Below are 21,854 nucleotides of genomic sequence, written 5' to 3' on the forward strand. Positions count from 1 at the left end.
GTTTAGATCCCGGCGTCTGCTTTTAGCGCTTCAATTTTGTCGGTACGCTCCCATGTGAAAGCGGTGAACGTATCGTCATTCACTGTCATCTCAACAGGGTTGCGGCCAAAGTGCCCATAAGCTGCTGTCGCGCGGTACATAGGGTGTAGCAGATCCAGCATGCGAGTAATCGCGTGTGGGCGCAAATCAAAATGACGATTGATCAGTGCAATGATTTTCTCATCAGATATTTTGCCTGTACCGAATGTGTTGATCGAGACTGAAGTCGGTTCAGCAACACCGATGGCGTAAGAAACCTGAATTTCACAACGATCAACAAGCCCTGCGGCGACCAGGTTTTTGGCAACATAACGACCCGCGTAGGCAGCAGAACGGTCAACTTTAGATGGGTCTTTACCCGAAAATGCCCCACCACCGTGACGCGCCATGCCGCCGTAAGTATCGACGATGATCTTACGGCCAGTCAGACCGCAGTCTCCTACTGGCCCTCCGGTAACGAATGAGCCCGTAGGGTTGATGTGAAATTTAGTTTCTTTGCTGAGCCATTCTGCAGGTAAAACATGCTTGATGATCAATTCCATTACCGCTTCGCGCAAATCGGCTTGCGATACATCAGGATTGTGTTGCGTCGACAGAACGACGGCGTCGATGCCTGATGGCTTTCCGTCTGCATAACGGAAGGTGACCTGCGATTTTGCATCCGGACGTAACCATGGCAATAAGCCGGATTTGCGGACTTCAGCCTGACGCTCGACTAAACGATGAGAATAAGTGATCGGCGCGGGCATCAATACATCGGTTTCATTCGATGCGTAACCAAACATCAGGCCCTGGTCGCCCGCTCCCTGATCTTCAGGTTTAGCGCGATCGACGCCCTGAGCAATTTCATGGGCTTGCTTACCGATAATGTTGATAACACCGCATGTCGCACCATCATAACCGACATCAGATGACGTGTAGCCGATATCGCAGATAACATTACGCACGATATCTTCAAGATCGACCCAGGCTGAGGTTGTTATTTCGCCGGAAACAATCGCCACACCCGTTTTAACCATGGTTTCACAGGCGACACGCGCATATTTATCTTCACTGATAATGGCGTCAAGAACGGCGTCTGAAATCTGGTCAGCTATTTTGTCTGGGTGACCTTCAGACACGGATTCGGAAGTAAATAGGCTGTATTCGCTCATCGCGTGTTTGTATCCTCAATTAAAGCTATTAAACAGAACTGTCTGCCAGCACTTTTTTAGGTTGAGCTACTTTAGCAGCGTTGTTCTAAGTAGAATCACCAGAGGCAGAGAAGGTGAAATAGATCTCTGTGCATCTGTGATTGTAAAAGCAGGGCGTATTTTAGCTGTCTTGAACCGGTAATGCATGATTTTAGCGTCGGTTTTTCATGAAAATTTCATGAATTAACATGAAATTCCTTCAGTTTTCGTCAAAATCAGGTTTTAGCGTTGAAGCGAAGACGTATCTGCGCGAAAATTGCGGCCTGTTTTTATACTTCGCTTCACTAAATTGGGAAAATCCCAGGAGTTGATTGAATGTCCTCTCGCAGAGAACTGGCCAACGCTATTCGCGCATTAAGTATGGATGCTGTTCAAAAAGCAAAGTCGGGCCACCCTGGTGCACCAATGGGCATGGCAGATATTGCCGAAGTGCTCTGGAACGATTTCATGCAGCACAATCCATCTAACCCGCAATGGTTTGATCGTGATCGTTTCGTATTATCTAACGGCCATGGGTCAATGCTGATTTACTCTCTGTTGCACCTGACCGGTTATGATGTCTCTATTGACGACATTAAAAACTTCCGTCAACTGCATTCTAAAACGGCAGGGCATCCAGAATACGGTTACTGCCCCGGTGTAGAAACTACTACCGGCCCGTTAGGGCAGGGCATATCAAATGCCGTAGGTTTTGCTACCGCTGAGAAAATCCTGGCTGCACAGTTTAACCGCGAAGGTCACGAAATCATTGATCATAACACCTATGTTTTCCTCGGTGATGGTTGCATGATGGAAGGTATTTCTCATGAGGCTTGTTCGCTTGCCGGTACGTTAGGTCTGGGTAAGTTGATCGCTTTCTGGGATGACAACGGTATTTCTATCGACGGTGAAGTTGAAGGCTGGTACACCGACGATAACGTCAAACGCTTTGAAGCTTACGGCTGGCAGGTCATTCCGGGTGTCGACGGGCATAATGCCGATCAGATTCGTGACGCGATTGTCAGCGCTAAAGAGACCACTGACCGCCCAACGCTGATCTGCTGTAAAACCACTATTGGTTTTGGTTCGCCGAATAAAGAAGGAAAAGAAGACTGCCATGGTGCGCCATTAGGTGAAGATGAAATTGCGCTGACGCGCGAGCGTCTGAACTGGCCTTATCCCGCGTTTGAAGTTCCGGAAGATCTGTATGCAGACTGGAATGCCAAAGATGCCGGTTGCCGTGCTGAAAATGACTGGAACTCACGCTTCGCTGCTTACCGCAGCGCTTTTCCTGAATTAGCGGACGATTTATTGCGCCGTATTTCTGGCGACTTGCCAGCCGATTTTTCTGAAAAAGCAGATGCATGGATTGCAGAAATCGCCGCTAAAGGTGAAACCATCGCTTCACGTAAGGCTTCACAAAATGCACTGAATGCTTATGGCCCACTATTGCCGGAGCTTCTGGGTGGATCTGCTGACTTGGCCGGCTCTAACCTGACAATTTGGTCGGGCGCTAAAGGCATTAGTAAAGATGATGCTTCTGGTAACTACCTTTATTACGGTGTACGTGAATTCGGTATGTCTGCAATGATGAATGGCCTGGCGTTGCACGGTGGTTTTATTCCATACGGCGCGACCTTCCTGGTATTCATGGAATATGCACGTAATGCATTGCGTATGGCGGCACTGATGAAGCAGCGCGTTATCCATGTATACACACATGATTCGATCGGTCTGGGTGAAGATGGCCCAACTCACCAGCCTGTTGAACAGGTCTCTAACCTGCGTCATACCCCTAATATGAGCTGCTGGCGTCCAGGTGACGCGGTTGAATCAGCAGTAGCCTGGAAAGCGGCGCTAGAGCGTACAGATGGCCCGACAGCGATGGTGTTCTCGCGTCAGAACCTACCACACCAGCAGCGTACACCAGAACAGATTGCCAACATTGCACGCGGTGGTTACATCCTGCGTGATACGGATGGCCAGCCTGATGCTATCTTGATTGCCACGGGTTCTGAAGTGGGATTAGCGGTGGATGCTGCTGAAGCTTTGGCTGCACAAGGCAAGAAGGTACGTGTCGTCTCTATGCCGGAAACTGGCGTGTTTGATCGTCAGGATGCTGCTTATCGTGAAGCAGTTCTGCCCGCGGCAGTCACGGCACGCGTCGCTGTTGAGGCGCTACAGGCTGACTTCTGGTACAAGTATGTCGGTTTGAATGGTGCCATTGTTGGTATGACCACCTTTGGTGAGTCTGCGCCGGCGGGTGACCTGTTTAAACATTTCGGCTTTACGGTTGATAATGTTGTAGCAACGGTTAAATCGGTTCTGTAAATCGATTCTAAGCCGGACATTTGTCCGGCTTCGTTCTTTTTTTGAGTGTAAAGCGAGTTAGATGAGCTTTCGAATTGCGATTAATGGCTATGGCCGGATCGGTCAATGCGTGCTGCGGGCAATCTATGAAAATGGATTGCAGCAGCAATTGCAGGTGGTTGCATTAAATGAGCTGTCTGATATTGAAACGGTCACGTATCTGACCCGCTATGATACGACGCATGGTCGTTTCCCTATTCCGGTTGAGCATGATGGTGAATGTCTGCTGATTGGTGATGATCGTATTCGGGTGATTAATCAGGCTGATCCCTCTCTGCTTCCCTGGGAAGAGATGGGCATTGATCTGGTAATCGAGTGCTCCGGATCGTTTAGTGATAGGGAAACAGCTGAAAAGCACCTGAAATCGGGGGCGAAAAAATTACTTTTCTCGCAACCAGCCATGGCGGATGTTGATGCAACGATTGTCTATGGGCTGAATCATCAGCTACTGACGGCGGGTATGACTGTAGTGTCAGCAGCATCCTGCACGACTAACTGTGTGATTCCTGTGTTGGAGTTGCTAAATCGCGAACTGGGCATCGTCTCTGGTGTGACGACGACGATCCACTCAGCGATGAATGATCAGCCGGTGATTGATAGTTATCATCAAACAGACTTGCGTCTGACAAGAAGCGCGATGCAATCGATTATTCCGGTAGATACCGGTTTAAGCCGCGGTATAGATCGTTTGCTGCCTGCATTAGCCGGACGCTTTGAGTGTTTGCACCTGCGTGTGCCGACTATCAATGTATCTGTTATGGATATGAGTATTAATGTCTCCAGGCAAACCAGCGCAGAAGAGGTTAATCAGATATTCAAAAATGCAGCTGCTCAGGGTTTGAAAGGCTTGTTAGGCTATACCGAAGAGCCACATGCATCGGTCGACTTTAACCGCGACCCCCGTTCGGCCATTGTCGATGGCACACAAACCCGCGTGAGTGGCGGCACACTGATTAAATTGCTCTGCTGGTTTGATAACGAGTGGGGTTTTGCGAATCGCATGCTGGATATTACTCAGGACTGGTTAAATCAGCCCAAAGCCGATTCGTAATAAAGTTAGAACATTAAGTCTGAAGCGCTTAATTATAAATCATTAGTTAAATAGCCACTATTACTACTGAATAGGACAAGCCCATGAGTGTATTGAAGATGACAGACCTGGATCTGAGCGGAAAGCGCGTACTGATCCGTGAAGATCTCAATGTTCCTGTTAAGGATGGACAAGTAACCTCTGATGCCCGAATCCGTGCGGCATTGCCAACCATTGAGTTGGCATTGAAAGCCGGCGCTAAAGTAATGGTGATGTCTCATCTGGGACGGCCGACTGAAGGCGAGTATGCAGAAGAGTTTTCGCTGGCGCCGGTTGCTGCACATCTCAGCACACTATTGTCGCAACCTGTGCCGTTAATTAAAGACTGGCTGGATGGTGGTTTTGAAGTGGCTGCCGGTGAGTTGGTGTTGTTGGAGAACGTCCGGTTTAATCTGGGCGAGAAAAAAGATAACGAAGCCTTGTCACAAAAAATGGCGGCATTATGTGATATCTATGTCATGGATGCTTTTGGCACGGCGCATCGGGCGCAGGCGTCGACACATGGTGTGGCACGCTTCGCTGATGTTGCTTGCGCAGGTCCGTTGTTGGCGAATGAGCTGGATGCTTTGGGTAAGGCGCTTAAGCAGCCCGCGACTCCTTTGGTCGCCATTGTCGGTGGTTCTAAAGTATCGACTAAGCTGGAAGTGCTGAACTCGCTTTCTGATAAAGTCGATCAGTTAATTGTCGGTGGTGGTATTGCGAACACTTTCCTCGCCGCCGCCGGTAAGCCAGTAGGTAAGTCATTATGTGAACATGACCTGATACCGGTAGCTCAGGCATTGATGAAAAAAGTAAACATCCCATTGCCTGTGGATGTAGTCGTGGCTACTGAATTTTCTGAGTCAGCGACAGCGACGGTTAAATCCGTTGACGATGTGACCGATGATGAGATGATTTTGGATATCGGCCCTGTCTCTGCTGCCGCGCTGGCCAGTGTGCTGAAAGGTGCTGGCACGATTATTTGGAATGGCCCGGTTGGCGTTTTTGAGTTTGATCAGTTTGGTGCTGGTACTAAAACATTATCACTAGCAATTGCTGAAAGCGCCGGATTCTCTATCGCCGGCGGCGGTGATACGCTGGCGGCTGTAGATAAATATGAGATTGCTGATAAAGTATCCTATATCTCAACTGGTGGGGGGGCTTTCCTCGAGTTTGTTGAAGGTAAGGTGCTGCCCGCCGTCGCTATGTTAGAAACACGTGCCAAGCAGTAAGGCGCTTTGCTTATTTTGTATGTTTTATATAGCTAAGCTGAAAATAATTTAAAGTAATAGGTGAAACACAATGGCTTTAATATCAATGCGTCAGCTGTTGGATCACGCTGCCGAAAATGGTTACGGCATCCCGGCGTATAACGTAAACAACCTGGAACAGATGCGTGCCATTATGGAAGCAGCTGACAAAACCAACTCTCCGGTGATTGTGCAGGCTTCTGCGGGCGCGCGTAAATATGCAGGTTCTAATTTCCTGCGTCATATGATTCTGGCTGCTATCGCTGAGTTTCCGCACATCCCTGTGTGTATGCACCAGGATCACGGTACCTCTCCTGCTATTTGTCAACGCTCCATTGCGATGGGCTTTTCCTCTGTAATGATGGATGGCTCGTTGATGACTGATGGGAAAACCCCATCCAGCTATGAGTATAACGTTGATGTAACACGTCGCACTGTTGAGATGGCTCACGCCTGTGGTGTGTCTGTGGAAGGTGAATTGGGTTGCTTAGGTTCCCTGGAAACCGGGCAGGCGGGTGAAGAAGACGGCGTCGGCGCTGAAGGCACTTTATCACACGATCAGATGTTGACTGATCCTGACGAAGCGGCTGATTTTGTGAGTAAAACTAATGTGGATGCACTCGCTATCGCTTGTGGTACATCTCACGGTGCTTACAAATTTACGCGGCCACCCACGGACGATATTCTGGCGATTGATCGTATTAAAGCGATCCATCAGCGTATCCCTGGTACCCACTTGGTGATGCACGGCTCCTCTTCAGTGCCTCAGGAGTGGTTGGCAGTGATTAACCAGTTTGGTGGAGAGATACCGGAAACTTATGGCGTACCGGTTGAACAGATTGTTGAAGGTATTAAACACGGCGTACGTAAAATTAATATTGATACGGATTTGCGTTTGGCATCTACTGGTGCGATTCGTCGTTTCCTCGCCGAAAACCCAGCCGAATTTGATCCTCGTAAATACCTGCAGAAAACTATCGATGCGATGAGCGGTATCTGTATTGCTCGTTATGAAGCATTTGGTGCGGCGGGTCAGGCATCTAAAATCAATGCTATTTCGCTTGAAAATATGGCTGCAGCCTATGAGGCTGGTAAGCTGGATGCAAAAATCGTGTAAAGCGATGCGTCTGAAAAAGGCCGTCTTTTGAGGCGGCTTTTTTGTTGATGATGACCAAACCCCCTTTTGAGATGGCGCTACTATGACTCTGATTCTTTCTACCTGGGTGAAATTTGCTTTTCTGTTCGCTCCCTTTTTTGTGGTATCCATGTTTTTGGCTCTGACGCGAACAGACTCGGTGGCCGTAAGACGTTCGACGGCCAATCGTGCGGTATTTGCAGCTTTGTGTATCAGCCTGGTGCTTTTCTTTTTCGGCTCTCCTCTTTTTGCTTTATTGGGTATAACGCTGGATTCATTTCGTATCGGAGCAGGTATTCTGCTGTTTCTTTCTGCTATTAGTCTGGTTAGAGATGGTGTCAGAGCGAATGCTGAAGTGCCTTCTGAGCAGCGTGATGATGTGTCGGTTGTGCCCTTGGCTATTCCCACGATCATCGGGCCCGCCACCATCGGTACTATTTTGGTGTATGGTGCCGAATTACACGGATTAGATATTGCCTATGGTTTGATTGGTCTGCTACTGGCATTAATCAGTTTACTAGTATGTCTGCATCTTTCGGCGTGGATGGAGAGGATTCTGGGAAAAACAGGATTGAATGTTTTAAGTAAAGTGACCGGTTTAATTCTGGCGGCAATGGCTTCGCAGATTGTATTAACCGGTGTGCATGGCTTTATGCAGTCGGCGGGTTCTTATTAGAATTAACATGCGATTCATGTTGCAGGGGGTAACGTGTTACCAATTATTTAAGATATCTGGAAATAAAAGGAGCTAAGTCGATGGATTTACTAAAAGTGGCAACCGATCTGTTTTTGAGCAAGCTAGGGTCATCAGCCGGTGGAATCAATTCTGAGCAGGTATCGAGTGCTCTGGGGTCGCTATTAGGCGGTGCAGATGGTCAGATTGATCTCAGTGATCTGATTTCAAAATTCAGTGGTGGTGGATTAGCTTCATTGGCTCAGTCATGGTTGGGTGATGGTGAAAACAGCAGCTTATCAGTAGATCAGGTGCTTGCTATGCTGGGTCAGTCTGAAGTGCAGGAGTTTTCAGCTTCACTGGGTCTGGAAGAGCAACAGGCAAGCAGCGCGTTGTCAGATATGATTCCAGAATTGATTGATAATAACAGTTCAGCCGGTGGTTTATTGGAAGCCGTTGGCGGGGTTAGTGGTTTGGCGGGGCTGGCGTCTAAGTTTTTCCGCTAATCTGGATTGACGATAGGAAAGTAGCTCTGTGTTTAAAAGTGCATCATTTTTTGTCATTTTCAACCGTGAAATATCAGGTTTGGTTTTAAATGGTGCACTTGTTGTTAATTTTACTCATAATACGCGTCCTTTAACTGGCATAGCTTCTGCATAGATTTTATAGCCGTTACCGGCACCGCGCCTGTGTTTTCCATAAGAAATTATCAGGCTGTTCTTTTCAGGTCTCTGGTCAAAAGCCGGAGCCGATGTTAGGGGTGTATTATGCATACAACGCATCGTTGGTTATCTATTCTTGAGGGATGTCTCCTGGTTGCATTAGGGATACATATACTTAACTCAGCCCGGTTGTTGATCAGTGGAACGGCTGGCATTGGGATGATTTTGCAAAGTTTTACCGATTTATCATTCGGGCAACTATTCTTTATTCTTAATCTGCCATTCTACTTTTTAGCGTTACGCTATATGGGGTGGAGTTTTGCTTTTCGAACCTTTTGCAGTATTTCGTTATTATCGTTATTAACGGAGTTAATGCACCGATATCTGCACATCGAGGTTGAACCGCTGTTTGCTGCCGTGTTGGGAGGGATGTTGATTGGTTTCGGACTCATCATTCTTTTTCGTCATAACGCATCACTGGGTGGCTTAAATATACTGGCGATGTATTTGGAGCGTCGCTTTGCGATCCATCCCGGAAAAACAACCATGCTCGGGGATGTGTTGATTATTATTGTCGCATTAACCTTATTTGAATTTCAGCAGGTTTCGTTTTCTTTTATTGCCTTTGCCGTTATGAGCTCGGTTGTGGGTCGCTACCATAAGCCACCGGAATGGGCCAAAACACCTGAGATGAAGGCCGTCAGCGCATAAGATGGCAAAAAAAAGCAGGCTCATATCAGCCTGCTTTCTATTTTGGCAGACAACAACAGTCACCTTACAGCGGCGTTACCTGATCTGCCTGAGGGCCTTTCTGCCCTTGGACTTCTACGAAGCTGACAGCCTGTCCTTCAGCGAGGGTACGACGACCTTCACCGATAATCGAACGGAAGTGAACAAATAGATCCGAACCGCTATCGCGCTGAATGAACCCAAAGCCTTTTTCATCGTTGAACCACTTAACGGTTCCTGTTTGTGTATCTGACACGGTATAAGTACTCTTTTTTAAATTTTAAAAAATCTCTCAGTAACACAGCTGAGATAACAGTGAATCACAGTACTAATGAGAACGGGAAGAGGGGTTGGAGCAGAAAGCGCTTATGAAAAAGTGATGGCTACTTCAACCGGTAAATCCGGTCTTTTAATACAGACTCATCTAAATTCTAGCGCTTCCATGAGGATAATGTAAATATTGAAATGGGCTATTGGAGGTGTATTTTGCCTATCAATCAGTCTTATAAAGGAGAGTGTTTCTCGGATGGCGTTGATAATGGCAAATATGAGTTTCTATTTACCTTATCTGTTCTAGTGTGTTTTTAATCGAAGCATCTATTTTTAGCGTTAGCAATTGATCAGCACGTGTTTTCCCCAGAGTCACTGCGCCAATGGGTATGCCCCACTCATGCGCACGTTTGCAAAAACGAAAGCCGGAATAGACCATTAATGATGAGCCGATGACAAGCAACGCATCGGCTTGCTGAAGCTGGGTAAGCGAGCGTTCAACCTGATCGCGAGGTACATTATCCCCGAAAAAAACCACATCGGGCTTGAGTGTCCCATTGCATATCGGGCAGTTGCTGACGTTGAATAGACTGAAATCTATATTCTCCAGATCCGCATCCCCATCCGGTGCGGCCGTCGCCTGGAAATGCTTAAAGCCCTCATTCTCCTCCAGCATCCAGTTATGAACCTGATCACGGCTGTATTGCGCTGTACATTCTGTGCATAGAACACGATCAGAACGCCCATGCAGGTCGATAATATTCTGATGCCCGGCTTCTTGATGTAAACCATCAACGTTTTGCGTAATCAGAAGCGGTATATGGCCTGCGCGCTCCATTTCAGCGAGCTTCAGGTGTGCTGTATTAGGTTTGGCGTCGCGCATCATTGGCCAGCCAATTAAGCTTCGGGCCCAGAAACGTTGGCGTGTTTCCAGGCTCTGCATGAAATCGTGATGTTGTACCGGTTGTTTGCGTTTCCATTGTGCGTTGCGGTCCCGGTAATCGGGAATGCCAGAATCAGTACTGATGCCTGCACCTGTTAATACGACTAAACGTGGATGTGTATCGATAAAGCCCTGAAGGGCTTCTGCCGCATCAGTGCTGCATGAGGGAGCGCTGCATAAAATAGTGCTCATACCGACGCTCCGCTTTCAGAAGGAAGCAGCGCTTGATGGCTCTCCGCTTTCACGACATGCGCTACCGTATCGATTGACAGGATTGTCCAGCCTTCTTTAGCCACCAGGGTGCTATCGGGGGAAAAGAAACGCAGCCGACCATCAGGGGTGATCGCCATGAGTAAGGATCGGGAAGTGCTGTGTTCGGCTTCCCAGCGTGGCAATGGGTAGTCGCTGCTTAATTTGGTAGCTTTGATACGGGCCCCCTGTGTTAGCAGGCTGTATATTTCTTTAAATGAAAAACTATCCTGCCCCATAATATTCCCTTGATGCTCAGTGGCGACCCCTTTTCTGGATGCCAACGAGGTGCTTTTATCTGTTTTGATGGTATAGATAAAGCGTGTTTCAAACTCGCTGCGAAAGTGCAGGCAGGTCAGGGTATTAATTTCATGTTGTGGGGTTGCCGCCAAAAGTTGCCCGTAGCCCCCTAGCTCGAGCTTTTCTGACACGCGTGTTGATAGCGGGTTACCATGCAATGTTGTAAAACCGGACATACGGGCTTCGCTGATATTTTCCCAACTGGGGTCGATCAATAATGTCGGGATATCCTGCTGTTTCAGTGCCTCAGCTATGGCACGGGCGACCTTATTCGCCCCAATGATGACCAGCCCTTTTGATTCAGGTTCGGTGACGCCCAGCTTCTGCGCAACAAAACCTGCCGTAGCACTCTGGAAGACAACGGTGCCGATAATCACAGAAAAGGTCAGCGTGGTGAGCACGTCAGCATTTGCGTAGCCACTTTCTTCTAAACGCAGTGCAAAGAACACAGATACGGCTGCTGCCACAATGCCACGTGGGCCGACCCAGGCGATCAGACCTTTCTCTTGCCAGCTAAGGCCGCTGCCGATGCTGCATAAACCGACTGATATGGGACGAACAACAAACTGAATGATGGCGAGCAGAGCCAAAGCAGGCAGGCCTAGTGAGATCAGACTTTCCAGATTGAGACGTGCTGCTAGCAGAATAAATAAGCCGGAAATCAGCAGGATGGTCAGGTTTTCTTTAAAGGTGAGTATCTCATCGATATGTATGCCTTTGGCATTGGCAAGCCAGATACCCATGACTGTCACGGCTAATAACCCTGACTCATGTGCCAGATGGTTAGACAGAGTAAATGTTACTAACACTAATGCGAGAGAGCCAAACGCATGCAGATATTCAGGTAACCAGTGATGGCGGATAACATAAGCTAACAGGAATGCTGCCAGCGCCCCTAAGCCTGCACCAACCAGAATTATTTCGCCGAATAGCAGTACCGTATGTGAGATTAATCCGCTGGCTTGTTGTCTGGATATTATCCACTCGAACACCAGTACTGCCATCAGCGCGCCGATGGGGTCAATTATGATTCCTTCCCAGCGCAGCACATTTGATATGCGGCTGGTGGCACGTAATGTGCGTAACATGGGAACCACCACAGTAGGGCCTGTGACCACCACTAATGCGCCAAAGAGCGCGGCAAGTTCAGCGGATAAGCCAATGACCCAGTAGGAAGCAATAGCGATTAACGCCCATGTGATCAGTGCTCCCCAGGTAACGAGTCGCCGAACGACTTTGCTGACATCGCGAACCTGATCAAAGTGCAGTGTCAGGCTACCTTCAAATAGAATAATTGCGATGGATAACGACACAAAAGGGAACAGTAAGTCGCCAAAAAGCGCGTCCGGATCGAGTGTGTTGCTGACCGGTCCAAGTAAAATACCGGTTAATAATAGAAACAGGATTGCGGGTAACTTCAACCGCCATGCCAGCCATTGACAGGCGATGCTGCTCAACGCAATAAGTGCCAGTAAAGAGGTATCTGAAAGTAGCATCGATAGTTCCGTTGTCAGTTAAGCTATGAGCTTGCTACTTTACTTGCTTCGCAGTGAAAAGCCAGTCATCAGAGTGTTGATCCTCTGTATGCTAATCGCTTGTTGTATTTGATGACTGTGGATATCGGACTTTTTGATAAAATAAAATTATCAGTTGTAGTAATTATTTTTCATTAGACAGTAGACCACTTTACAGAGCAAGCTATGATGATGGATAAATTGTTTAAATAGTACACAAACTTGAGGCACGCTATGGACGTTAATATCTCCCCTTACGATCTTCGCCAGTTAATTCGTAGCGGTGAATTTGCAGGTAATACATCAGGTTATTCAAAAGGCTTTGTGCAAGGTAATTTGGCGATTATGCCAAAGGAGTGGGCGAATGAGTTTTTGCAGTTTTGCCAGCTAAATCCAAAGCCTTGTCCTGTTATTGGTATGTCGGCTAATCCTGGCGATTTCCTGTTGCCGGATTTAGGTAAGGATCTTGATATCCGTAGTGATATCCCGCGCTACCGTATTTATGAAAATGGAAAACTGACTCAGGAAGTAACGGATGTTCGCCAATTCTGGCGTGATGATCTTGTCACCTTCCTATTGGGTTGTTCTTTTTCCTTTGAAGAAGCGTTGATTGCCGATGGACTTGAGGTGCGCAATATCACCGAAGGTGTCAATGTGCCGATGTATCGCACCAATATTGCTTGTCGTCCTGCCGGGCGTTTTAGCGGTACAACCGTTGTCAGCATGCGCCCGATGAAACCGAAAGATGCAATACGTGCTATCCAGATCTGTACACGTTTTCCCTCTGTGCATGGCGCACCACTGCATTTCGGCAATCCGGAGGATATCGGTATCAGTAATATTAATCAGCCTGATTTCGGTGATGCTGTTACCATTAACAAGGGCGAAGTGCCGGTGTTCTGGGCATGTGGTGTAACACCGCAGGTGGCTATTGAACAAGCACGTCCACCTTTCTGTATCACCCATAGCCCTGGTCACATGTTGGTGACGGATATCCCCAACAGCCATCTGGCTATTATGTAAGCGAACCAGGAGAGATATTATGACGTTAAAACTAAATAGCGATCTGGGTGAAAATTTTGGTTCCTGGAATATGGGGATGGATCATGCGGTGATGCCGCACATTGATCAGGCCAATATCGCCTGTGGTTTCCATGCGGGCGACCCTCTGGTGATGCAAAAAACATTAGCGTTGGCCAAAAAATACGGTGTTACTGTGGGTGCACATCCGGGATATCCCGACCTGGTAGGTTTTGGGCGACGCTCCCTGAAAGCCAGTGATGCTGAAATACAAGCCTTGGTCCTTTACCAGATTGCTGCGCTGGATGGTATGTCAGCATCCATGGGGTTATCGCTTGAGTATGTGAAGCCGCACGGTGCGCTCTACAACGATATGATGGCTGATGAAGCGGTTCGCGGCAGTATTATGCAAGCCGTTGCCAGTTATCATCGCCCGATATTTTTAATGCTGCAGGGCACCCCTGATGCGGTAAAACACAGAGCGGAAGCGGCCAAGTTTGGTTTGAATCTGTGGTTTGAAGCCTTTGCCGATCGTTGCTATGCCGATGATGGTAAGTTGCTATCACGTACACTTGAAGGTGCAGTTCATAATAAAGAGAAGATGTTGGCTCAGGTGGTTCAGCTGGCTACCAGCGGTACGGTGACCAGTGTCAATGGGCATACACTGGATCTGCATGCGGATACCTTGTGTGTGCATGGCGATAACCTGACGGGTGTGCAGGCTATCGAGGAGATTCGTCAACTCATTTCCGGGAGCACTGACTTAGGGAGCTCTAACCTAGGGAAGAATGCAAAATGAAAGTCGAAATAGCAGGCGAAAACGCTATCATCATCTATTTTGGTGAAGTGGCTGATCCATTGGTATCCGCTCAGGTTCAGCTGGCAGCAGCCCGACTGGAAGCGGTGATGGCTGATACCTTAATTGATATGGTGCCGTCGTATGCGTCACTCATGGTGATTTACGACCAATATAAAACCGATCATTTCGCTGTGCGTCGCCATATACGTGAAACGCTTCAACAGCTCGGTGATGTGACCCAACAGGAAGGCTCGGTCATTGCTTTACCTGTGTATTACAGTAGTGAGTCAGGCCCGGACTTAGAGGATTTAGCACGACGTGCGCAGTTGAGTGTTGACGAGGTTATTAAAATCCATAGCGGGATGGAGTACCGCGTCTATGCTATAGGCTTTGCACCAGGTTTTGCTTTTCTGGGTGAGGTGGATCCGCGTATTGCTGCGCCTCGCTTAAGCACTCCCCGACTGAAAGTTCCGCGTGGTGCCGTAGCGATTGCTGATCGTCAGACTGCCGTGTATCCGTCGGTATCCCCGGGTGGTTGGAATCTGATTGGTTTATGCCCGACACCGATGTTTAATCCCAAGGCCAGTCCGTCGATGCCGGTGAAGGTGGGTGACAGCGTGCGCTTTTCAGCCATTGATCGTAGTGAGTTTTTAGCATTGGGAGGTGAGCTATGAGTGGTTTCTTAGTAAAGCAGCCAGGCCTGCTAACCTTAATACAGGATGGCGGACGTTACGGACATCATCGTATCGGACTCACCAACGGAGGACCATTGGACGCTGATGCGTTTAAATGGGCCAATCGCCTCTGTGAAAATGACCTGAACGCGACTGCGCTGGAAATCAGCATTGGAGGCTTAGTGCTTGAAGCGCAAGTCGATACTATTCTGGCCGTGACGGGCGCGCATATGCCGTTCAAAATAAATGGACAGGAAGCGCAACGCTGGCAAGGTCACAAGATCAAAGCCGGTGATAAAATCGAGTTGGGTTTTACGACGGCGGGTACGCGTGCTTATCTGGCTGTGGCAGGTGGATTTCAGATGGAAAAAACCTTTTCCAGCACAGCTACGGTTACTCGCGAAGCGATCGGTGGGCTGAACGGTCAGAAATTGCAGCAAGGCGATATTCTTGCGTGCAAGAGCCATCATACGGATACTCTTTGGGCGCTGCCTGAGTCTGAACAACCTGATTACCTGCAGAGTGCGACGCTACGAGTGATTCTCGGCTATCAGCAGCATAGCTTTGATCCCGTTCAACAACGTTTGTTTTTTTCCAGTGAATATACCTTAACAGACCGTGCTGACCGTATGGGATTTCGTCTGGAAGGGCAGCGAATTCAATCAATGCTTGATGGTATTCTTTCTGAAGGTATCTGTCATGGCGCTATTCAGATCCCTGCAGATGGGCAGCCCATCGTGTTGCTGAATGATCGCCAGACTATTGGGGGTTATCCAAAAATCGGCTCAGTTATTGCTCGTGACACCGCAAAATTATCACAACGGATGCCCGGCACTAAACTCAGCTTTGAAGAGATTAGCCTCGAACAGGCTCATAACATTAATTGTTTGGCTGAGCGGCGATTTATTACCACCGCACTACAACGTATCGCCTGAACCTGCCCCCTTATTTTCGGAGAAAGAATAGTGAACAATCAAAACAGAGCGGATGACGCTACGCTGAGTTTGCAAATTGAAGATGCGCTGGTGGCGCGTAATTTACGCGGAATGAAAACCGTACAGTCAGCACTGCAAACGGGTTATTACCTGCGTGCCGCTCGTATCCTGAACAAGTGCAAAGGGCACGTATTGATAGGCACAGGTTTCCCTGTGATAGATACATTTGAAACGGATGGGCCGGTGGGTGCTATTGCGCTTTATGATGCGTTGGAAACACTGGGTGCAACCCCGGTTATTGTTTGCGGGCCTCCGGTGTCTCAGGCGTTAATGCAAAACTACCGAGTGCATGAGATTCGCGTAGGCGAGCATCAGGAGCGCGCGCTGGAAGCGTTTAAAGCGCTGTATCATTTTCAGCCGGATGCCGTGCTGTCAATTGAGCGTCCCGGGCAAGCGGCTGATGGCGGCTATTACAACATGCGCGGCGAGAGTATCAGTGCGCGTACCGCTTGTTTTGATACCTTCATCAATAACGCCAAATGTCCGACGATCGGCATTGGTGATGGTGGTAATGAAATTGGTATGGGTAACATTACCGAGGCCCTGAAAGATCTGGATATTGTATCGGCGACAACGCGGGTTGATGAGTTACTGATTGCTGACGTTTCTAACTGGGGTGCATATGGCATCTTAGCGATGTTGAGTGTCATGAATGATATCGATCTTCTTGCCAGCGTTAAGCCACGTGAAATTCTCGAATATCTTTCAAATCTGGGCAGTGTTGATGGTGTTACCCGCCAGAATGAGTTGACTGAAGATGGGCTTGATCCGAGTGAGGGTGAAGCTGTATTGCTGCAGTTGCGCCAGATAATCGGTATGGTTTAAAAGGGTCTTGATCCGATCAGCCTGATGCTGGAAACTGCATAATGGCGCGACTGCTATCTGCCAATAATCTGGGCAGAACGCGGTCGTCATCTAATCGCCAGCTATAACAAAAAGCCAGCTCAGGAGGCTCTGCCTGGGTTTGCAATGTCACCAACTCTGCGTTTTTTAATGATTCCTCAACTAACGGTTTGGGCAACAAGGCAATCCCGACACCCTGACGCACCAATGTTAGTAGATTAGCCACTGAGCTGCAGGTGTGAATAACCGGCGGCTCATTCAATGAGCTAAAGTACTGCTGTAAAAAATGCCAAGGGCGGCTGTCTCTTGGGAAGCTCAGGATGGGCGAAGCCGCTAGCTCTTCAATGCTGCAGACCGGGTTGTTGGCAAGTGGATGGTTGGCTATGGCGACCCAGCATTGCGGGTAGCTGCATAACGGGTCGATAACCAGATTCGGCGGAATGCTCTGTTCAGCAACCATCAGTGCCAGATCAATTTGATGATTCTGCAATTGGCGGATGAGTGTTGGAGTGACATCGCTGGTCAACTCAAATGAGATCAATGGGTATTCTTCCTGCCAGTGCTTGAGTAAAGATGACAACCATAAATGTGCTAACGTATCGGCAATACCAATGCGTAACGATCCTTTTTGCGGTTTATCCTGACTGACCTGCGCTTTCATCTCCTGACTGATCGCCAGGAGCTTTTCTGCATAAGGTAGTAATTGGTTTCCCCAGGCAGTAATTCGCGTACCGCTCTTGTCACGGCTGAATAGTTTAACGCCAAGCTCCTCTTCCAGCGCAATGATGCGTGCTGAAATAGCGGGTTGGCTGGCATGCAGTTGCTGAGCAGCCCCATGAAAACTACCCAGGCGGGCTACTTTAATAAACGTTGCTAGATTGCGTAGGCGCATAGATTTACCGCGTAACCGGAAAAGAAGGTATGCATTAGAGTATATTGTCAGTGTCTGTTGTTTAATAGCGTAACGCGTTTTATGTCGGTTTTATTAAGCAGGTGTTAATTGTACTGTGATGATTAGGCTATAAAAGGTATACTTTAGAGCGGTATTTTCACTAGTTTAATATTCTGATAGTAATATCTAAATCAATAAATAATCTGGTTTTTATTTTATAAGCAGGTGTTTTTTGTTTAATTGTTCTATGGCTTGCATATAATCCACTTTTTGTAATATAAATATTCTTCAGTTTTATAAATATTCAGGCTGTCTTGCTTTTCATAGCGACTTCAGCGAATAATCGAAAGACTTAGCAGCTTGCTGCAGAAAATCAATTTATCGTCAGTCCGCAAGCACATCACGTACATATTACGTATACATTACGTATATATTACGCACATATTAAGAGGTAAATAATTATGAGTATCGCATACTTAAACGGTGAGTATCTTCCATTGGCAGAAGCTCGTATTTCACCTCTGGATCGTGGCTTTCTGTTTGGTGACGGTATCTATGAAGTGATTCCCTATTATTCCGGGAAATCAGTCGGTTTAGTGCCTCATATTGAACGTATGATTGATGGATTGGCGGCAATTGAAATTAAATGCAAAAAGTCTGCTGATGAATGGAAAGTGCTATTAGATGATCTGATCGCGCGTAACCAAGGCGCAACTAATAACCTCGGCGTGTATGTTCATGTGTCGCGTGGTACCGATGTTAAACGTTTTCATGCCTACCCGGAAAATGTAGAGCCTACTATTTTTTGTTTCACCTTCGGTATTAAAGATCCTGAGCCAGTTGATCGTGAAAAGGTACATGCCTACACCGTGACGACATCAGAAGATTTGCGTTGGAAAAGATGTCATATTAAATCCACAGCCCTGCTGGGAAATGTTATGCACTTTCAGCAAGGCCATGCGTCGGGTAATAGCGAGTGCTTGCTGTATAACGCTAAGAATGAACTGACTGAAGGTAGTTCAGTGAATGCCTACATCGTCAAAGACGGTGTGGTTATTACGCCCATTCAGGATAACCAGATTCTGCCGGGTATCACCCGTCGTATCATCATAGATAGTCTCAAGGCTGAGGGTTCAATCAAGGTAGAAGAGCGTATCGTCAGCATGGATGAAGTGTATAACGCGGATGAGGTTTGGATCAGCAGCTCTTCTAAAGAGATCGCACCGATTGTACAGATTGATGGTAAGCCGGTTGGTGATGGAAAAGTGGGTCCTGTGTGGGAAGCGGCTTTTCGTATCTATACAGATGCTAAATTCACACACAGCTAAGCATGTTTGAGTCACAGAAAAGCCCCGCTACTGATTAAGTATCGGGGCTTTTTGTTTCTAAAGGTTTTTCTAAAGACTCAGTGCTTTCTTGCTTATAGTTCCAGGATCCAGTGCTTACCCGGAAATATAATTAAGCGGTATTACCGTACTCCATAGAATCACGGTAGTCACCATTAAGCCGACTAACACACATAGGCCGACAGTCAGTACTGATGACGCGAATAGGAACGCGCGGTCTTCAGGTATCTGCATGACGATAGGTACGCCGGTGTAAAGAAGGTAAATACTATAGGTAAGTGCGGCTAATACCACCATGACGTTTAACCACAGCATAGGGTAAAGGCCAGCCAAGCCCGAAATAAACATCGGTGTTGCCGTAAAAGTAGTAAGCAGCAAACAATCCTCATAGGAAGCTTCACCGCCATAGGTTTTTTCCATCCATCGAATGGCATAGGCTATTAAGCCAACAGCAATCCACATGGCAAAATAGAAAGCAACGGCTGCCATTAGAGCACTGGATGTCTGTAACTTGATGAACTCCCCACCGGTAATGCTCCAGCCGATCTGGGTGGTGCCGATAAACAGTGATACTGCCGGTATGGCCGCCAATATACTGATTTGCGCCATGAACACATGCGTTGCTGAATAGTGTTCGTCTTTTATCATTTTCCACTCTGCTTTAGGGTGGTAGAGGATGCCCATCATATGTTGAATAAACATGTGTTTTCTCCCTTATGGCGTTATCGCCCGCCTGGGTGACACGCCGATCAGTTGCTTTCTATGAGTTGTTTTATTATCAAGTTACACTTTTTTTACTCTATGTTTAAGAGACTTCGATTCATTAAATACTCTTTTGTGCCCATCCTCATCATGAAAAAAATGCATAGTAATGATCAATAAGCAGTACCACAAACAGCATCATGATGTAGGTGATGCTGTATCTGAACATGCCCATCGCCACTTGTTTGTCGTCACTGTTATACACTTTCCATGCCCACTGCATGAATCTTAAATTCAGTGCTACCACGCCTATTAAGTAAAACTCTCCGCTCATTTGAGTCAGATAAGGGAAAGCAGTGGTGGCGACCATCAGCAGGGTGTAGAGAATAATCTGTAGCTTGGTAAATGCTTCGCCATGGGTAACCGGCAGCATAGGGATTCCCGCTTTTTGGTAGTCTGCTTTTCGTGCTATACACAATGCCCAGAAGTGTGGGGGCGTCCAGGCAAATATGATCAGCATTAGCAGCAGACTATTGGGGTCAAGTGAACCGGTTACCGCGACCCAGCCTAATAAAGGAGGGGCCGCGCCTGCGACCCCACCAATCACAATATTTTGCGGTGTCGCACGTTTAAGCCACATGGAATAGACCACGGCATAGCCGATAAGTGATGCCAGTGTCAGCCAGGCGGTGAGTGGGTTGATGAATATAACCAGAGCCGTGATGCCGATAACACCAATAATGGCAGCGAATAACAGGGCTTGCTGGTGAGTGATTTTTCCCTGAGGTAGAGGGCGGTGACGTGTTCGGGCCATTTTCTCATCTATATGGCTATCCACCACATGATTGACGGCCGCTGCAGAACAGGAAGCCAGACCTATACCGCTTAATCCCCAGAACAGAGTACTGAAGGCGGGTAACTCAGGGACGGCCAGGCACATGCCGACCAATGCAGTTAACAGCATCACGGCGACGACTTTTAACTTACACAGGCCTAAATAGTCCCGCCACTGAGAAATCGCTTCAATGGCGGGTGACTGAGTAATATGATCAGGTGGCTGTATCGTGGAGTGTTTAATATTAGAGTGCTGCATATGTGCCCCCTTTTGAGAATCGAGTACTTCGCTGGTATAGCCATAACATGGCAAGCAATAAACATACGGCTCCTGCATGATGTGCAGTCGCTAATGGTAAAGGTACAGCCCAGATAACGTTGGCAACTCCCAGGCCGGCTTGTGTTATCGATAATAGCAGTACTAGTTGAAGTGGGCGTTTGAACGCACTTGAAAGTTTTTGTAGGTTCCAGGCCAGCCACAGAAGATAGCTAATCAGTAGCAAGGCCATGACGCGGTGTGTCATTTGAATGGCGGCACGGGCTTCTAATGGCAATAAGCCACCTTCATAGTTGGCTTCAAGATCGGTTGTTAGTTCAAACCCACGTGCAAAATCCAGTGTGACATTGATATCCTGGTGACAGACGATCCAATCAGAGCATGCCCAGCCAGCATAGTTTGCACTGGTCCAGCCACCGAGCGCTAATTGGAAAAAAAGAAGAATGACGCCGATGAAAACCTTCAAACGGATACCTGGCCCGGTATATGCTCCAGTATCTGCAATAGTGTTATTTGCAGGCGTGTTGTTCGCAGCAGTAATGCCTGAAGGAGTGAGGTCGTCGCTACGTCTGGCTTTTTCAGTAGCCGCTGGGATCAGGTCGTTTCTGATTCCCCTCAGTCTTGCTTGCAACATAAACAGTAAAGTCAGCGTCAGCAGCCCGCCGAGTAAATGCAGAGTAACAATGGGAGGCAGCAGCTTTAAGGTGACTGTCCACATGCCGAACAATGCCTGCATAATGACCAGAATGAGTAATAGCGTTGGTAAGTAGCCCAGAGAGAATTCAGTTTTGCGGACTTTATAACTGATTATAGCGATGCCGAGTATTAATAAGCCCAGAGTCCCTGCCGCGTAGCGGTGAGTCATTTCCAGCCATCCTTTGTAGGTATCAATGGGGTGGTCTGGAAAAGCGCTTTGGGCTTGCTGTAGCCTGTCGGGCTCGCTTGGCAGAATCAGTGACCCATAGCAGCCTGGCCAGTCCGGACAGCCTAATCCTGCATAATTAAGGCGCGTCCAGCCACCGAGCAAAACGACTACAAGTGCGAGTAGTAAAGCTGAGTTGGCTAGAATCCATAAACTACGCTGCATGCACTGTGCT

General features: G+C 47.8%; 21 protein-coding genes. 13 read left to right on the forward strand and 8 right to left on the reverse strand.

Annotation, left to right across the window (positions count from 1 at the left end; translation table 11 throughout):
- Positions 1–2: 2 nt before the first annotated feature.
- Complete coding sequence (metK, locus tag BM099_RS01815; protein WP_090723590.1) at positions 3–1,193, reverse strand: methionine adenosyltransferase; 1,191 nt, start codon at positions 1,191–1,193, stop codon at positions 3–5.
- 354 nt (positions 1,194–1,547) lie between these two features.
- On the opposite strand from metK, the gene tkt reads away from it, so the two are divergent.
- From tkt to BM099_RS01850, 7 genes are all read left to right on the forward strand, one after another.
- Positions 1,548–3,542, forward strand: coding sequence for a transketolase (gene tkt, locus BM099_RS01820; RefSeq protein WP_090723592.1), 1,995 nt, complete (start codon positions 1,548–1,550; stop codon positions 3,540–3,542).
- A gap of 61 nt (positions 3,543–3,603) precedes the next feature.
- Positions 3,604–4,632 carry a type I glyceraldehyde-3-phosphate dehydrogenase gene (locus BM099_RS01825; protein ID WP_090723594.1) on the forward strand — a complete coding sequence of 343 codons (1,029 nt, stop codon included), beginning with the start codon at positions 3,604–3,606 and terminating at the stop codon, positions 4,630–4,632.
- A gap of 83 nt (positions 4,633–4,715) precedes the next feature.
- Entirely contained in the window at positions 4,716–5,882 is a 1,167-nt protein-coding gene (locus BM099_RS01830; RefSeq protein ID WP_090723597.1) for a phosphoglycerate kinase, read from the forward strand.
- A 70-nt stretch (positions 5,883–5,952) separates the two neighbouring features.
- On the forward strand, positions 5,953–7,017 hold the full coding sequence (fba, locus tag BM099_RS01835; RefSeq protein WP_090723600.1) for a class II fructose-bisphosphate aldolase: 1,065 nt from the start codon (positions 5,953–5,955) through the stop codon (positions 7,015–7,017).
- A gap of 82 nt (positions 7,018–7,099) precedes the next feature.
- On the forward strand, positions 7,100–7,711 hold the full coding sequence (locus BM099_RS01840) for a MarC family protein (RefSeq protein WP_090723603.1): 612 nt from the start codon (positions 7,100–7,102) through the stop codon (positions 7,709–7,711).
- Between the two features lie 80 nt (positions 7,712–7,791).
- Positions 7,792–8,214, forward strand: a complete 423-nt coding sequence (locus BM099_RS01845; protein WP_090723606.1) for a YidB family protein — start codon at positions 7,792–7,794, stop codon at positions 8,212–8,214.
- 261 nt (positions 8,215–8,475) lie between these two features.
- Positions 8,476–9,081, forward strand: a complete 606-nt coding sequence (locus BM099_RS01850; RefSeq protein ID WP_090723609.1) for a YitT family protein — start codon at positions 8,476–8,478, stop codon at positions 9,079–9,081.
- 64 nt (positions 9,082–9,145) lie between these two features.
- On the opposite strand, the gene BM099_RS01855 is transcribed toward BM099_RS01850, so the two are convergent.
- The 3 genes from BM099_RS01855 to BM099_RS01865 form a co-directional block, all read right to left on the reverse strand.
- A complete protein-coding gene (locus BM099_RS01855) occupies positions 9,146–9,355 on the reverse strand; it encodes a cold-shock protein (protein WP_090723611.1) in 210 nt (69 codons plus the stop codon).
- A 303-nt stretch (positions 9,356–9,658) separates the two neighbouring features.
- Positions 9,659–10,504: an NAD-dependent protein deacetylase gene (locus BM099_RS01860; protein ID WP_090723613.1), complete on the reverse strand. Its 846-nt coding sequence runs from the start codon at positions 10,502–10,504 to the stop codon at positions 9,659–9,661.
- Positions 10,501–12,357 carry a cation:proton antiporter gene (locus tag BM099_RS01865; RefSeq protein WP_090723616.1) on the reverse strand — a complete coding sequence of 619 codons (1,857 nt, stop codon included), beginning with the start codon at positions 12,355–12,357 and terminating at the stop codon, positions 10,501–10,503. Before BM099_RS01865 ends, BM099_RS01860 begins: the two co-directional genes overlap by 4 nt.
- 252 nt (positions 12,358–12,609) lie before the next feature.
- Here BM099_RS01865 and BM099_RS01870 point away from each other — a divergent pair, with 252 nt between their 5' ends.
- The 5 genes from BM099_RS01870 to BM099_RS01890 are packed head-to-tail and all read left to right on the forward strand — an operon-like array spanning position 12,610 to position 16,688.
- Complete coding sequence (locus BM099_RS01870; protein ID WP_090723619.1) at positions 12,610–13,398, forward strand: putative hydro-lyase; 789 nt, start codon at positions 12,610–12,612, stop codon at positions 13,396–13,398.
- A gap of 19 nt (positions 13,399–13,417) precedes the next feature.
- Positions 13,418–14,194, forward strand: a complete 777-nt coding sequence (locus BM099_RS01875) for a 5-oxoprolinase subunit PxpA (RefSeq protein WP_090723621.1) — start codon at positions 13,418–13,420, stop codon at positions 14,192–14,194.
- Entirely contained in the window at positions 14,191–14,868 is a 678-nt protein-coding gene (pxpB, locus tag BM099_RS01880) for a 5-oxoprolinase subunit PxpB (RefSeq protein WP_090723622.1), read from the forward strand. The genes BM099_RS01875 and pxpB overlap by 4 nt, the downstream gene beginning before the upstream one ends.
- Positions 14,865–15,803 carry a 5-oxoprolinase subunit C family protein gene (locus BM099_RS01885; RefSeq protein ID WP_090723624.1) on the forward strand — a complete coding sequence of 313 codons (939 nt, stop codon included), beginning with the start codon at positions 14,865–14,867 and terminating at the stop codon, positions 15,801–15,803. Before pxpB ends, BM099_RS01885 begins: the two co-directional genes overlap by 4 nt.
- Before the next feature lie 30 nt (positions 15,804–15,833).
- Complete coding sequence (locus BM099_RS01890) at positions 15,834–16,688, forward strand: DUF4392 domain-containing protein (RefSeq protein ID WP_090723627.1); 855 nt, start codon at positions 15,834–15,836, stop codon at positions 16,686–16,688.
- A 16-nt stretch (positions 16,689–16,704) separates the two neighbouring features.
- Here BM099_RS01890 and BM099_RS01895 read toward each other — a convergent pair whose 3' ends face one another.
- Complete coding sequence (locus BM099_RS01895; RefSeq protein WP_090723630.1) at positions 16,705–17,598, reverse strand: LysR family transcriptional regulator; 894 nt, start codon at positions 17,596–17,598, stop codon at positions 16,705–16,707.
- 461 nt (positions 17,599–18,059) lie between these two features.
- Between BM099_RS01895 and BM099_RS01900 the strand changes: the two genes are divergently transcribed.
- A complete protein-coding gene (locus tag BM099_RS01900; RefSeq protein ID WP_090723632.1) occupies positions 18,060–18,926 on the forward strand; it encodes an aminotransferase class IV in 867 nt (288 codons plus the stop codon).
- Between the two features lie 114 nt (positions 18,927–19,040).
- Here the strand turns inward: BM099_RS01900 and BM099_RS01905 are convergent, their stop codons facing one another.
- The 3 genes from BM099_RS01905 to BM099_RS01915 form a co-directional block, all read right to left on the reverse strand.
- Positions 19,041–19,646 carry a Yip1 family protein gene (locus tag BM099_RS01905; protein ID WP_090723634.1) on the reverse strand — a complete coding sequence of 202 codons (606 nt, stop codon included), beginning with the start codon at positions 19,644–19,646 and terminating at the stop codon, positions 19,041–19,043.
- A gap of 148 nt (positions 19,647–19,794) precedes the next feature.
- Positions 19,795–20,739 (reverse strand): heme o synthase, encoded by a 945-nt coding sequence (cyoE, locus tag BM099_RS01910; protein WP_090723638.1) that lies wholly within the window; start codon positions 20,737–20,739, stop codon positions 19,795–19,797.
- On the reverse strand, positions 20,726–21,844 hold the full coding sequence (locus tag BM099_RS01915; protein WP_090723640.1) for a COX15/CtaA family protein: 1,119 nt from the start codon (positions 21,842–21,844) through the stop codon (positions 20,726–20,728). Before BM099_RS01915 ends, cyoE begins: the two co-directional genes overlap by 14 nt.
- Positions 21,845–21,854: the final 10 nt, after the last annotated feature.

Source organism: Neptunomonas qingdaonensis (assembly GCF_900113275.1).
Taxonomy (GTDB): domain Bacteria; phylum Pseudomonadota; class Gammaproteobacteria; order Pseudomonadales; family Balneatricaceae; genus Neptunomonas; species Neptunomonas qingdaonensis.